Raw genomic sequence first — 11,654 nt, forward strand, 5'->3', positions numbered from 1 at the left:
CTGTCGCGCAAGCCGGATTTACGACGGCGTGAGTCGCGACGCCGACTTTCTCAGGAGAACCCATGCCCCGAACCGCCACAACCCAGGCGCCCGCCGAGCCGACGACGCGGGCCAAGGCCCGCCGGCCCCGCGCCGAGCCGGGCGATGCCTTCGATTTCCAGAGCAATGCGCTGGGCTACCAGCTGCGGTTGGCGCAGCTGCGCTCCTTCGACCTGTTCTTCGAGATGCTGGGGCCGCTGGACCTGTCCCCCGCCCGCGTGACGGCGCTGTCGCTGATCGCGATGAACCCGGGCACCAACCAGGCGGCGCTGGCCAAGGCCTTGAGCGTGGCCGGGCCCAGTGCGTTGAAGCTGGTGGACGGGCTGGAGTCGGCCGGCTGGATACGGCGCATGGAGGTGCAGGGCGACCGGCGGCGCTACTCGCTGCAGTTGACCGAGCACGGTCAGGCGCGGATGGAGCAGTTGCGCCAGAAGCTTGCCGAGTACGAGGCGCGGCTGACCGCCGGGCTCAGCGCTGCCGAACGGCTGCAGATGATGGATCTGTTGAGCCGGCTGGCGCGCTGAGGGCGCGCCGTCAGTCGCTGTCGATCTCGGCGAAGGTGGCGGCGGCATAGCGGGCACCGACGATGCCGGTCAGCAGGTCCTGGGCCTGCGTCCACACGGCGGCGGGCAGGTCCAGCAAGCGTGCCTGCCAGTTCTCGGCCAGGTGGCTGGTTTGCGTGGTGCCGGGAATCGCCAGCACATGGGGGCCGCGGCTCAGCACCCAGCCCAGCGCCAGCTGCGCCAGGCTGCAACCATGGCTGGCAGCCAGTTGCCGCAGTGCGGCCAGGCAGCGCAAGTTGGCGGGCCAGGCCTCGGGCTGAAAGCGCGGCATCTGGCGGCGCAGGTCCTGCGCGCCCAGCTCGTCGGGCGACGCCAGCCGGCCGGCCAGGAAGCCCCGCCCCAGCGGGCTGAAGGCGACCAAGGCGGTGCCCAGCTCGGCGCAGGTGGCCAGTACGCCGCGTTCGGCATCGCGGCTCCATAGCGAGTATTCGGACTGCAGCGCGGCAATGGGGTGCACCGCATGGGCACGCCGCAGCGTGGCGCTGGACACCTCGGACAGCCCGATCATGCGCACCTTGCCCTGTGTCACCAGCCGCGCCATGGCGCCGACCGAGTCCTCGATGGGTACGCGCCGGTCCCAGCGGTGCAGGTAGTAGAGGTCGATGACCTCCACGCCGAGGCGGCGCAGGCTGTCCTCGCAGTCGCGCTGGATGGACTCGGGCCGGCCGTCGATGACCCGCTGCAGCGCGCCACCCGGGCCGACGGGCTGGCCGGTCATGCCGCCCTTGCTGCACAGCAGGATGCGGTCGCGGTGCGGGCGCAGCACGCGGCCCACCAGGCGCTCATTGGCGCCGAAGCCGTAGAGCGCGGCGGTGTCGAACCAGGTCATGCCCTGGTCGAGCGCGGCGTTCAGCAGGGCCTCGGCGTCGGCCTCGCCCGGCGGCGTGCCGTAGGCATGGCTGAGGTTCATGCAGCCCAGGCCGATGGCCTCGACCGCCTGGCCGCCGAGTTGACGCATGCTCATGCCTGCAACTGCCCCTCAAGCTGGTGCAGCACCTGGTAGCAGGGCAGCACCTGGGCCACGCTGGCTTTGGGCTCGCGGCCCTCGCGGATGGCGGCGATGAACTCGCGGTCCTGCAGCTCGATGCCGTTCATGGAGACGTCCACGCCCGACACGTCGATCTTCTCGTCCTTGCCGGTGAAGAGGTCGTCGTAGCGGGCCAGGTAGGTGCCGGTGTCGCCGATGTAGCGGAAGAAGGTGCCCAGCGGGCCGTCGTTGTTGAAGGACAGGCTGAGCGTGCAGATCGCGCCGTTGGCGGCCTGCAGCTGGATGCTCATGTCCATCGCGATGCCCAGCGTCGGGTGGATGGGCCCCTGGACGGCGTGGGCCTTCACGACCGGGCTGCCGCACTGGTAGGCGAACAGGTCCACCGTGTGGGCGGCGTGGTGCCACAGCAGGTGGTCGGTCCAGCTGCGCGGCTGGCCCAGCGCGTTCATATTGCTGCGCCGGAAGAAGTAGGTCTGCACGTCCATCTGCTGGATGTGCAACTCACCGGCGCGGATGCGGCGGTTCACCCACTGGTGGCTGGGGTTGAAGCGCCGCGTGTGGCCGCACATGGCGACGAGGCCGCTGGCCTGCGCGGCCCGCACGACGGCCTCGCCGTCGGCCAGCACGTCGCACAGCGGGATCTCCACCTGCACATGCTTGCCGGCCTGCAGGCAGGCCAGCGTCTGCGCGGCGTGCATCTGCGTGGGCGTGCACAGGATGACCGCGTCCACGTCGGCGCGGGCCAGGGACTCGGCCAGGTCGGTGGTGACATGGCCGATGCCGTACTTGCCGGCGACCTCGCGAGTCTTGTCCAGGTCGCGGCTGATCAGCGACGTGACCTGTACGCCGTCGATCAGCCTGAGGGCGTCGAGGTGCTTGATGCCGAAGGCGCCGGCCCCGGCCAGGGCGATGCGGATGGGGGTGCTCATGAGTTGTTCCTGAAGTGTTGGGGACAGAGCGACTCGCTGCGCTCGGCGGTCAGTCCCGCAAGTTCTCGAGAATCAAATGGCCGACGGCGGTGTTGGACGCCGGCACGTGATAGAAGCGTTGCGCCACGCGCGGCGCGGGGCCGCCGGCAATGTCTGCCATCGCGCCGCGCGCGACCAGCCACATGACCAGCTCGATGCCTTCGCTGCCGGCCTCGCGCACATAGTCGAGGGGGGGCAGCTGGGCCAGTTCGGCCGGCTCGCTGATCAGCCGGTCCAGGAAGCGGTTGTCCCATTCACGGTTGATCAGGCCAGCACGCGGGCCCTGCAGTTGGTGGCTCATGCCGCCGGTGCCCCAGATCTGCACGTTCAGGTCGGCATCGAAGGACTCCACCGCGCGGCGGATGGCCTGGCCCAGCTGGAAGCAGCGCCGCCCCGACGGCACCGGGTACTGCACCACGTTGACGGCAAAGGGGATCACCTTCACCGGCCAGGCGTCGCGCTCGGGGTGGCGTTCGCCGAACATCAGCGACAGCGGCACGGTCAGGCCATGGTCCACCGGCATCTTGTTGACGATGGTGAGGTCGAAATCGTCCTGGATGACCGACTGCGCGATGTGCCAGGCCAGCTCGGGGTGGCCCTCGACCTTGGGCACCGGGCGGGGGCCGAAGCCCTCGTCGGCGATCTCGTACTCGGCCGCCGTGCCGATGGCAAAGGTCGGGATCAGCTCCAGGCTGAAGGCGGTGGCGTGGTCGTTGTAGACGAGGAAGACGACGTCGGGCTTTTGCTCGGCGATCCATTGCTTGCCGAACTCATAGCCCTTGAAGACGGGCTGCCAGTAGGGCTCGTGGCTCTTGCCCATGTCCAGCGCCGCGCCGATGGCGGGCACATGGGAGGTGTAGACGGAGGCGGTGATCTTGGCCATGGATTCAGTCCTGCTTGCGGCCGGCCGCACCCTGCGGCTGACGGTGCGGCTGGGCATCGCCGTCTTCACCCAGGCGGCGGTTGCCCTCGGCGGAGCGGCCACCGGCGATCATCATGTCGCGGTACTCCTGCTCGGTCATGCCGGTCATGCTGCCGGCCATCTGCTGAAAGCTCTTGCCGTCGGTCGAGCCGATCTTGGCCAGGAAGTAGATGTTGCCGCCCAGGCGTATGCATTCGTTGAGGTCGCGCGCCAGCACGGCGGCCTTCTGCGCCTCGGTCATGGGCCACTCGTCCAGGTAGAGGCGCTCGGCGGCCTTGAAGCGGGCGCGGTTCTCGGCCTTCATCAGCGACATGCAGAACTGGTTGAGCCAATAGCCTTTGCGCGACATGTCAGCGTCGAAGAGGGTGGTGCCGGGGATGTCGAGATAGGGTTTGTCGATGGGCATCAGGGCTGCTCCTGCGGCCAGTACAGGCGCATGGGGTTGTCGACAAGCAGCTTGCGCTGCAGTTCGGCGGTGACGGCAATGTGCGGGATGAAGTCCACCAGCCCGCCATCGTCGGGCATGTGGCCCTTGAGGTTGGGGTGGGGCCAGTCGCTGCCCCACAGCACGCGGTCGGGATAGCGCTCCACCACGTGGCGAGCGAACGGCACGACATCGCGATAGGCGGCCTGCTCGCCGTCCAGCGCCGGCGGGCCGCTGACCGACAGCCGCTCCGGGCAGCCGACCTTGCTCCACACGTTGGGGTGCTCGTCCATGAACTTCAGGAACAGCCCGAACTCCGGGCCGTCCAGCGGCTGGCGCACGTCGGGGCGGCCCATGTGGTCGACCACGACGGTGGTGGGCAGGGCGGTGAAGAAGCTCCACAGCTCGGGCAGGTCCACGGCCTCGAAATAGATCACCACATGCCAGCCCAGCGGCTGGATGCGCCGGGCGATCTCCAGCAGTTCGTCCTTGGGCGTGAAGTCGACCAGCCGCTTGACGAAGTTGAAGTGCACGCCGCGCACGCCCGCGTCGTGCAGGGCCTGCAGTTCGGTGTCGCTGATGCTGCGCCTCACCGTGGCCACGCCGCGTGCGCGGCCCTCGGCGGCCAGGCAGGCGTCGACCAGCGCGCGGTTGTCGGCGCCGTGGCAGGTGGCCTGCACGATGACGTTGCGCGCAAAGCCCAGCCGGTCACGCAGCGCGAACAGCTGCGCCTTGCTGGCATCGCAGGGCGTGTACTTGCGCTCCGGCGCGAAGGGGAACTCGGCGCCGGGGCCGAACACATGGCAGTGGGCGTCGACGCTGCCGGGCGGCACTTGGAAGCGGGGCTGCGAGGGGGCGGGGTGCCAGTCCAGCCAGCCGGGGGTCTTGTCGAAGCTCATGGTTCAGGTGTCCAGCGGCAGGCCGGCGTACTGCTCGGCCAGCGCAGCCTGGGCGCGGGGCGAGGACTGCAGGTAGGCCAGCTCGTGCTCCTGGGCGCGGCGGTCGAAGTCCGTCGAGGCCGGGTAGCTGTGCAGCAGGTTGGTGAGGTACCAGGAGGTGCGCACGCTGCTCCAGACGCGGCGCAGTGCGGTGTCGCTGTAGTCGCGCAGCAGGGCGCCGTTGCCGTCGTTGTAGTGCGCACCGAGGGCGCGCGACAGGTAGTGCACGTCGGACACCGCAAGGTTCAGACCCTTGGCGCCGGTGGGCGGCACGATGTGGGCGGCGTCGCCGGCCAGGAAGAGCCGGCCATGCGACATCGGCTCAGCCACGAAGCTGCGCAGCGGCGCGATGGACTTCTCGATGGACGGCCCCTCCTCGATCTGCGCGGCCAGCTCAGCCGGGAAGCGGGCCTTGAACTCCGGCCAGAAGCGCTCGTCCGGCCAGTCCTCGACCTTGTCCTCCAGCGGCACCTGGATGTAGAAGCGGCCGAGATGGTCGTTGCGCCGCGAGGCCAGCGCGCAGCCGCGCGGGTGGTAGGCATAGGTCACGTCCTCCAGCGGCTTGACGCGGGCCATGATGCCCAGCCAGCCGAAGGGGTAGACCTTCTCGTACTCGCGCAGCACGCCGGCCGGCATGGCCTTGCGAGACGGGCCGTGAAAGCCGTCGCAGCCGACGATGTAGTCGCAGGCCAGCTGCTGGCGCTCGCCGCCGTGGCTGAACTCCACATGCGGCGTGGCGCTGTCGATGCCGTGCAGCGTCACGTCCTCCACGCCGTGCAGCACGGCTTGGCCGCGGGCGTCGGCGGCGGCGAACAGGTCTTCCTGGACCTGCGTCTGGCCGTAGGTCATGAAGGGCCGGCCCAGCACCTGGCCGGAGTCGACGTAGAAGCTGTCGCGGCCCGCCCAGGCGATGCGCATGCCGTTGTGCGGATGGCCTTCGCGGTCCATGCGCTCGCCCAGGCCGGCGGCGCGCAGCACGTCCACGCTGGTGCTCTCCAGCACGCCGGCGCGGATGCGCGACAGCACGTAGGCGCGGCTCTGGCGCTCCAGCACGACGTTGGCGACGCCGCGCAGATGCAGCAATTGGGACAGCAGCAGGCCGGCGGGGCCTGCGCCGATGATGGCGATGGATGTCTTCATGGGCATGGCGGTGGGGAGTCAGTCGAGCGAGACCTTGGCGCGCTGGATCAAGGCGGAGAGCTTGGCCGACTCGCTGGCGATGAAGGCCTGGAACTGCTCGCGCGAAGTTGGGAACAGTTCGTAGCCGTAGGTGGCATAGCGGTCCTTGAAATCGGGTTCCGCCAGAGCGGCCTCGATGTCGCGGTAGATCTTGTCGGCCACGGCCTTCGGCGTGCTGCGGGGCACAGCCAGCGCGGTCCAGCCCGTCATCTCGTAGCCGGCCAGGCCGGGGGTCTCGGCGATGGTCGGGATATCCGGGAACGCCGCCTGGCGCTTGGGCGCGCTGATGGCTATGAAGCGCAGCTTGCCCGCGCGTTGCATGGGGCCGGCGCTGGCGGCCGTGCCCAGGGCCCAGTTCAGCTCGCCAGTGCCGACGGCGGTGTACAGCTGGGACACCTCCTTGAACACCACATGCTGCATCTGGGTGCCGGTCATGCTCTCCACCAGGGCGGAGCCGAGGTGCACCGGGTTGCCGATGGACCAGGAGCCGTAGTTGAGCTGCCCCGGCCGCGCACGCGCGTCCGCAATCAGTTCGGCCATGGACTTGTAGCTGCTGCTGCTGGGCACGGCGACGAAGAAGTACGCGCGGAACAGCGGTGCCAGCACCTCGAAGTCGCGCGCGGGGTCGTAGGGCAGCTTCTTGAACAGCGCCGGGTAGGCGGCGAGGTGAACGTTGTCGAGCTGGATGAGGTCATGGCCATCGCTGGCGCCGCGCTTGAAGGCGTCGATCGCGATGAAGCCATTGCCGCCGGGGCGGTTGTCCACGATGACCGGCTTGCCCCACGCCTTCTGCAGCTTGTCGGCCAGCAGCCGCACTGCGCCGTCAGGCCCGGCCCCGGCGGGGAAGGGCGTCAGGATGCGCACCGTGCGGCTCGGGAAGTCCTGTGCGCCGGCACTGAACGGCGCGAGGCACATCGCCAGCAGGCAGGCAGCGCGGCGGGCGCTGGACTTGAAATCGATCATGGATGTCTCCTCGCCGGTCGAAGCCGGCTGTTGTCAATCGATGTAGCGCAGGCCGGCGCGCGCCAGCGGCTCGCGCATCTGGTACATGTCCAGCCCGAGCACGCCCGAGGCCAGGCGGTCGCGCTTCTCGCCCTCCAGCGCCTCACGCTTGGCGGCGGCGGCCAGCGTTTGGGCGGCAAGGGCACGCGGCACGCAGACGACGCCGTCGTCGTCCGCCACGATCACGTCGCCCGGCTGCACCAGCGCGCCGGCACACACCAGCGGCACATTGACCGAGCCCAGCGTGGCCTTGATCGTGCCCTTGCTGCTGATGGCCTTGCTCCAGACCGGGAAGCCCATCTCGGTGAGCGTCTTCACATCGCGCACGCCGGCATCGATGACCAGCGCGCGCGCGCCGCGGGCCTGGAAGGAGCTGGCCAGCAGGTCGCCGAAATAGCCGTCGGTGCAGGCCGCGGTGACGCCGGCGATGACGAGGTCGCCGGGCTGGATCTGCTCGGCAGCGACATGCAGCATCCAGTTGTCGCCCGGTTGCAGCAGCACGGTGACGGCCGTGCCGCTGACCTGGGCGCCAGCGTAGATGGGCCGCATGTACGGCTGCAGCAGACCGACGCGGCCCATGGCCTCGTGCACGGTGGCGCTGCCGTAGCGCGCCAGCCCATCGGCCACCGTGCGCTCGGCGCGCTGGATGTTGCGGTAGACCACGCCCAGTTCGTACATGTCAGAGGCCCTTGCGCTTGAGGTGGGCGTCGAGCCGGCCGAACACGCGGCGGGCATTGCCTTCGAAGATCTGGTGGCGCTCCTCGGCCGTCAGGTCGGCGGCCTCGATATAGCGCTTGGTGTCGTCGTAGTGGTGGCCGGTGGTGGGGTCGATGCCGCGCACCGCGCCGATCATTTCGGAGGCGAACAGCACGTTCTTCACCGGTATCACCTCGGTCAGCAGGTCGATGCCGGGCTGGTGGTAGACGCAGGTGTCGAAGAAGATGTTGTTGAGCAGGTGCTCGTCCAGCAGCGGCTTCTTGAGTTCCTGGGCCAGGCCGCGGAAACGCCCCCAGTGGTAGGGCACCGCGCCGCCGCCGTGCGGGATCAGGAACTTGAGCGTCGGGAAGTCCTTGAACAGGTCGCCACTCAGGCACTGCATGAAGGCCGTGGTGTCGGCATTCAGGTAGTGCGCCCCGGTGGTGTGGAAGCAGGCGTTGCAGCTGGTGCTGACGTGGATCATCGCAGGCACGTCGTGCTCGATCATCTTCTCGTAGATCGGCCACCAGTGGCGGTCACACAACGGCGGCGACGTCCAGTGGCCGCCGGAGGGGTCGGGGTTGAGGTTGATGCCGACGAAGCCGTAGTCGCGCACGCAACGCTCCAGCTCGGGGATGCAGCTGGCCGGGTCCACACCCGGCGACTGCGGCAGCATGGCCGCGCCGATGAAATGGTCCGGGAAGAGCTCGCTGACCCGAAAGCACAGCTCGTTGCAGATGGCGGCCCAGGTGGCGCTGACCTGGAAGCCGCCGATGTGGTGGGCCATGAAGCTGGCACGCGGGCTGAAGACGGTCAGGTCGCTGCCGCGCTCCTGCATCTTCTTGAGCTGGTTGGTCTCGATGGACTCGCGCAGTTCGTCGTCGCTGATGTGCAGCTGCGAGGCCAGCGGCGCGGGTGTGCCGTCTTTGAGGGCGGCGACCTGGCGGTCGCGCCAGGCGCCGAGCGCGGCGGGGGCGGTCGTGTAGTGACCGTGGACGTCGATGATCATGTCGGCTCCGTCATGCCATGGCGGCGTTTGGTGGCGGCAGCGGCGGGGCTGCAAAGGAAGTCCAGCAGGGCCTGCGCGCCGGCAGCAGCCTGCGGCCCCAGCGCGGCACTGAAGCGGGTGGTGAGGGCCAGGTCTTGCGGCAGGTCGCCCAGCAGCGTGATGCCCGGCTGGCCCAGCAGCTCGCTGCGCTGCTGCAGGCCCAGCTGCACCTCCCCACGCGCCAGCAGCGCGGCCACCGGCACGCCCGCTGGCGCCTGCACGAGGCGCGGGCGCAGCGTCTCCAGCAGGCCCCAGCGCTCGAACAGCGCCAGCAGCGCGCTGCCGCTGGGGCCGGTGGAATAGCCGATCAGCGGCGCGGCCAGCACGGCGGCGCGCAGGTCGGCGGCATCGTTCAGTGGTGGCAGCACAGCGCCGGCCGGCACCGCAGCGGCCACGGCCGAGTCGGCGAAGGCGTGCACCGCGCCGACGTGGCCTTCGCGGCACAGCGCCTGCAGTGCGTCCTCGGCCAGCAGCACCAGGTCGAAGCGCTCGCCGGCACGCAGCCGCCGGGCGACATCCACGCCGCCAGCCGCCTGCATCTGCACGGGCTGGCCGCTGGCCTGCGCGCGGACATGCGCTTGGGCCAGCTCTGCCACCAGCGCGCGGGTGGCCATCGAGGAAATGCCGGTCAAGGGATGCATGGCGGCCATTGTGGTCACCGGCGCCCTGCCGAGATAGTTCTGGCTCGGCCTAGCTGCTATGCAGAAAGCGCTTGGCCCGCTGCGGGACTTACAGCGCCCGCAATGCGTCTGCGTGCAGGGTCAGCCAGTCGTCGAAGCTCTGCGGCTTGCGGCCGGCCAGGGCCTCGAAATCACCGCTCACTTCGGCCACGCGGCCGGATGGGCGCACGGCTGTCAGCTATGCGAGTTGCCGCGGTCGTAGGTTCTGTGCCTGGCGGTCACGGTCGACCCAATGACCGCTCGTCACCGGTCCGAGCAGGCGCCATCAACCCTAGGGGATCACCATCAGCGTGAACCTGAGGCCCCAAAGCGGCCGGTCGCTCGCCATGTAAGGTGCGTGCTTCAGTACGCGCCCATGTAGTCCTTCTTGCCGATTTGAATGCCGTTGTGACGCAGGATGGCGTACACGGTGGTGACGTGAAAGAAGAACTGCGGCAATCCATAGTGAGCAAGATAGGCTTGGCCGCCGAACTTCTTTTCCTTGGGCGTGCCAGGGCGCAAGACGATCTCGCGCTCTTCGCTGCCTTCGAACTGTCCGGCCTGCAGACTGTCCAGGAATGACAGGCTTTCCTCCAACATCGCGGTCAGGTCGGCAAAGCTCTTCTCCTGTCCTTCATTGGCAGGGACCGCCACTCCAGCAAGACGGGCGCAAACGCCGCGCGCAAAGTCCGCCGCAATCTGCACCTGCTTCAGCAAGGGAAACATGTCGGGGAAGAGCCGCGCTTGCAGGTACGCATCAGGCGAGATGGCGTGGGCGGTGGCATGTGCTTCAGCCTTTGCCAGTACGGCCGTCATCGCACTCAGCATTTGCTTGAAGACTGGAACCGATTGGATGTACATGCGTGAGGTCATGGTTCTTTTCGCGATGGTGGCGTGGAACGAAGCGCTGCCCGAGACGGTGCGCCGGTTCAATTGTCGAGCACGGCACACGCCATGCGCCCGGACACGCGCAACGCTTGGGCCCATCCGATCCGACGAGCGCGGCCGCCGCCCTGCGGGCTGCCATTCGAACGCTGCAGATGCTTGTTGAATCGTGAAGGGCCGGCGGTGGTAGCAGCGGGCGAACGCGGCAACGCGCGGTCGCGAGACGAGGCGCTCCGAAGATGACGTCGGTCAGCGTCCGCTGCTGGCCTGGAACAGCCCGCCGGGCAGATCGCCGCAAGCTCGCCTTGACCGGCGAAAGCAACTCTCCGAACGACTGCTTCATGGCGCTGCCTCGAACTCACATTCCCGGCCACAAGGAGTCGTCCAACAATGACCGCCGTACGGCATGCCAACGCGCGTCGCTGCTTTGGGCGTCCGAGGCTACGCTCACCATTGCGCCGGCTTGTGCTAGGGCTTAGCGAGACACGGAACGCCCTCTCGCGTTGGCGATGGCTCTGCCCCAGTTGATTTCCCTTCTTGCGCCCCAGTGCCCGTAGCTTGTTGGCCCAGCCCTGGTGACTCCCACGCGGGATAACCGTCGCATCTGCGACACAGCGACCTCGCGCGGCGCAGGCGAGATTAATATTTGATGATGTCTTTTGACCGGAGAATTGAGATGCTTCACTGCGACGCCCGCCGACAGCTAACCGTTTATGCACTCTGCGCCGCTGCGCTCGCCTCGGTCGCAGCCGACGCTACTGCGAAGGACAAGTTTGAGCCGCTGGTCGGAACTGCGCAGATCACCGAAATGCTGGTTGTGCCGAGCCCTGATGGTGCTTGCCAGGCTACAGCGGAGCACCCCGGCCTTACGGCAACAGGCAAGATCGCGGGCCAAGGCCTGGGCACGCCGATCGGCAGCTTTGCGATCACCTCGGTCGACTGCATCCGCTCCGACGTTCCCGGCCAGTTCTTCCCGCCGTTCGCGTTCAGCAGCAGCACGCTGACGCTGACCGCGCGCAACGGCGACCAGCTTGTCGCGAGCTACAGCGGCACCGGCACGCTAAGCCCGCTCGGCCTCCTCGTGCTGACCGGCAGGTACACGATCAGCAGCGGCACCGGCGCGTACCGCAACGCTGGCGGCAGCGGCTCGCTGTCCGGCGTCGAAGACATCAGCACCCAACCGGCGCGAGGCTTCGTGACGCTGAGCGGGCAGATCACGCGCTGATCCAAACAGGCGCGGCACTGAGCGGCTGCGAGCGGTTCATCCCGGCCATAACCAGACGGCCACGACCGTCAGCTTATTAGCGGCTACCTCGGCCTGCGATTCGCCGACTTCCTATGCA

Annotated in this window: 13 protein-coding genes; 2 read left to right on the top strand and 11 right to left on the bottom strand. The window is 68.5% G+C overall.

Annotated features, from left to right (window positions below; genetic code table 11):
- Positions 1-62: 62 nt before the first annotated feature.
- Entirely contained in the window at positions 63-563 is a 501-nt protein-coding gene (locus ABIS05_RS01255) for a MarR family transcriptional regulator (RefSeq protein ID WP_348011449.1), read from the top strand.
- Between the two features lie 10 nt (positions 564-573).
- On the opposite strand, the gene ABIS05_RS01260 is transcribed toward ABIS05_RS01255, so the two are convergent.
- The 11 genes from ABIS05_RS01260 to ABIS05_RS01310 all read right to left on the bottom strand — a co-directional run bounded on the left by ABIS05_RS01260 (position 574) and on the right by ABIS05_RS01310 (position 10,299).
- Positions 574-1,566 carry an aldo/keto reductase gene (locus tag ABIS05_RS01260; protein ID WP_348011450.1) on the bottom strand — a complete coding sequence of 331 codons (993 nt, stop codon included), beginning with the start codon at positions 1,564-1,566 and terminating at the stop codon, positions 574-576.
- A complete protein-coding gene (locus ABIS05_RS01265) occupies positions 1,563-2,519 on the bottom strand; it encodes a Gfo/Idh/MocA family oxidoreductase (RefSeq protein WP_348011451.1) in 957 nt (318 codons plus the stop codon). The genes ABIS05_RS01260 and ABIS05_RS01265 overlap by 4 nt, the downstream gene beginning before the upstream one ends.
- Before the next feature lie 49 nt (positions 2,520-2,568).
- Positions 2,569-3,441 (bottom strand): class III extradiol dioxygenase subunit beta, encoded by an 873-nt coding sequence (locus ABIS05_RS01270; protein WP_348011452.1) that lies wholly within the window; start codon positions 3,439-3,441, stop codon positions 2,569-2,571.
- Between the two features lie 4 nt (positions 3,442-3,445).
- Positions 3,446-3,886, bottom strand: coding sequence for a protocatechuate 4,5-dioxygenase subunit alpha (ligA, locus tag ABIS05_RS01275; RefSeq protein WP_348011453.1), 441 nt, complete (start codon positions 3,884-3,886; stop codon positions 3,446-3,448).
- Positions 3,886-4,803, bottom strand: a complete 918-nt coding sequence (locus tag ABIS05_RS01280; protein WP_348011454.1) for an amidohydrolase family protein — start codon at positions 4,801-4,803, stop codon at positions 3,886-3,888. The genes ligA and ABIS05_RS01280 overlap by 1 nt, the downstream gene beginning before the upstream one ends.
- 3 nt (positions 4,804-4,806) lie before the next feature.
- The gene (gene pobA / locus ABIS05_RS01285) at positions 4,807-5,982 is read right to left on the bottom strand and encodes a 4-hydroxybenzoate 3-monooxygenase (RefSeq protein ID WP_348011455.1); all 1,176 of its coding nucleotides are present in this window, start codon (positions 5,980-5,982) and stop codon (positions 4,807-4,809) included.
- Positions 5,983-6,000: 18 nt separating this feature from the next.
- Positions 6,001-6,984, bottom strand: coding sequence for a tripartite tricarboxylate transporter substrate binding protein (locus tag ABIS05_RS01290; protein WP_348011456.1), 984 nt, complete (start codon positions 6,982-6,984; stop codon positions 6,001-6,003).
- Between the two features lie 33 nt (positions 6,985-7,017).
- Positions 7,018-7,701: a 4-carboxy-4-hydroxy-2-oxoadipate aldolase/oxaloacetate decarboxylase gene (ligK, locus tag ABIS05_RS01295; RefSeq protein WP_348011457.1), complete on the bottom strand. Its 684-nt coding sequence runs from the start codon at positions 7,699-7,701 to the stop codon at positions 7,018-7,020.
- A 1-nt stretch (position 7,702) separates the two neighbouring features.
- Positions 7,703-8,728 (bottom strand): amidohydrolase family protein, encoded by a 1,026-nt coding sequence (locus ABIS05_RS01300; protein WP_348011458.1) that lies wholly within the window; start codon positions 8,726-8,728, stop codon positions 7,703-7,705.
- A complete protein-coding gene (locus ABIS05_RS01305) occupies positions 8,725-9,408 on the bottom strand; it encodes a substrate-binding domain-containing protein (RefSeq protein ID WP_348011459.1) in 684 nt (227 codons plus the stop codon). The genes ABIS05_RS01300 and ABIS05_RS01305 overlap by 4 nt, the downstream gene beginning before the upstream one ends.
- A gap of 381 nt (positions 9,409-9,789) precedes the next feature.
- Positions 9,790-10,299 (bottom strand): DUF1993 domain-containing protein, encoded by a 510-nt coding sequence (locus ABIS05_RS01310; protein ID WP_348011461.1) that lies wholly within the window; start codon positions 10,297-10,299, stop codon positions 9,790-9,792.
- 688 nt (positions 10,300-10,987) lie between these two features.
- On the opposite strand from ABIS05_RS01310, the gene ABIS05_RS01315 reads away from it, so the two are divergent.
- Complete coding sequence (locus ABIS05_RS01315; protein WP_348063203.1) at positions 10,988-11,536, top strand: hypothetical protein; 549 nt, start codon at positions 10,988-10,990, stop codon at positions 11,534-11,536.
- The last annotated feature ends 118 nt before the right edge of the window (positions 11,537-11,654 follow it).

It is taken from the genome of Roseateles sp. (assembly GCF_039929605.1).
In the GTDB taxonomy this organism is placed as follows: domain Bacteria; phylum Pseudomonadota; class Gammaproteobacteria; order Burkholderiales; family Burkholderiaceae_C; genus Pelomonas.

Excerpts from the sequence above, each read along its gene's own strand:
- ABIS05_RS01255 (WP_348011449.1), top strand. The coding sequence starts at position 63 with ATGCCCCGAACCGCCACAACCCAGGCGCCCGCCGAGCCGACGACGCGG.
- ABIS05_RS01260 (WP_348011450.1), bottom strand. The coding sequence starts at position 1,566 with ATGAGCATGCGTCAACTCGGCGGCCAGGCGGTCGAGGCCATCGGCCTG.
- ABIS05_RS01265 (WP_348011451.1), bottom strand. The coding sequence starts at position 2,519 with ATGAGCACCCCCATCCGCATCGCCCTGGCCGGGGCCGGCGCCTTCGGC.
- ABIS05_RS01270 (WP_348011452.1), bottom strand. The coding sequence starts at position 3,441 with ATGGCCAAGATCACCGCCTCCGTCTACACCTCCCATGTGCCCGCCATC.
- ligA (WP_348011453.1), bottom strand. The coding sequence starts at position 3,886 with ATGCCCATCGACAAACCCTATCTCGACATCCCCGGCACCACCCTCTTC.
- ABIS05_RS01280 (WP_348011454.1), bottom strand. The coding sequence starts at position 4,803 with ATGAGCTTCGACAAGACCCCCGGCTGGCTGGACTGGCACCCCGCCCCC.
- pobA (WP_348011455.1), bottom strand. The coding sequence starts at position 5,982 with ATGAAGACATCCATCGCCATCATCGGCGCAGGCCCCGCCGGCCTGCTG.
- ABIS05_RS01290 (WP_348011456.1), bottom strand. The coding sequence starts at position 6,984 with ATGATCGATTTCAAGTCCAGCGCCCGCCGCGCTGCCTGCCTGCTGGCG.
- ligK (WP_348011457.1), bottom strand. The coding sequence starts at position 7,701 with ATGTACGAACTGGGCGTGGTCTACCGCAACATCCAGCGCGCCGAGCGC.
- ABIS05_RS01300 (WP_348011458.1), bottom strand. The coding sequence starts at position 8,728 with ATGATCATCGACGTCCACGGTCACTACACGACCGCCCCCGCCGCGCTC.
- ABIS05_RS01305 (WP_348011459.1), bottom strand. The coding sequence starts at position 9,408 with ATGCATCCCTTGACCGGCATTTCCTCGATGGCCACCCGCGCGCTGGTG.
- ABIS05_RS01310 (WP_348011461.1), bottom strand. The coding sequence starts at position 10,299 with ATGACCTCACGCATGTACATCCAATCGGTTCCAGTCTTCAAGCAAATG.
- ABIS05_RS01315 (WP_348063203.1), top strand. The coding sequence starts at position 10,988 with ATGCTTCACTGCGACGCCCGCCGACAGCTAACCGTTTATGCACTCTGC.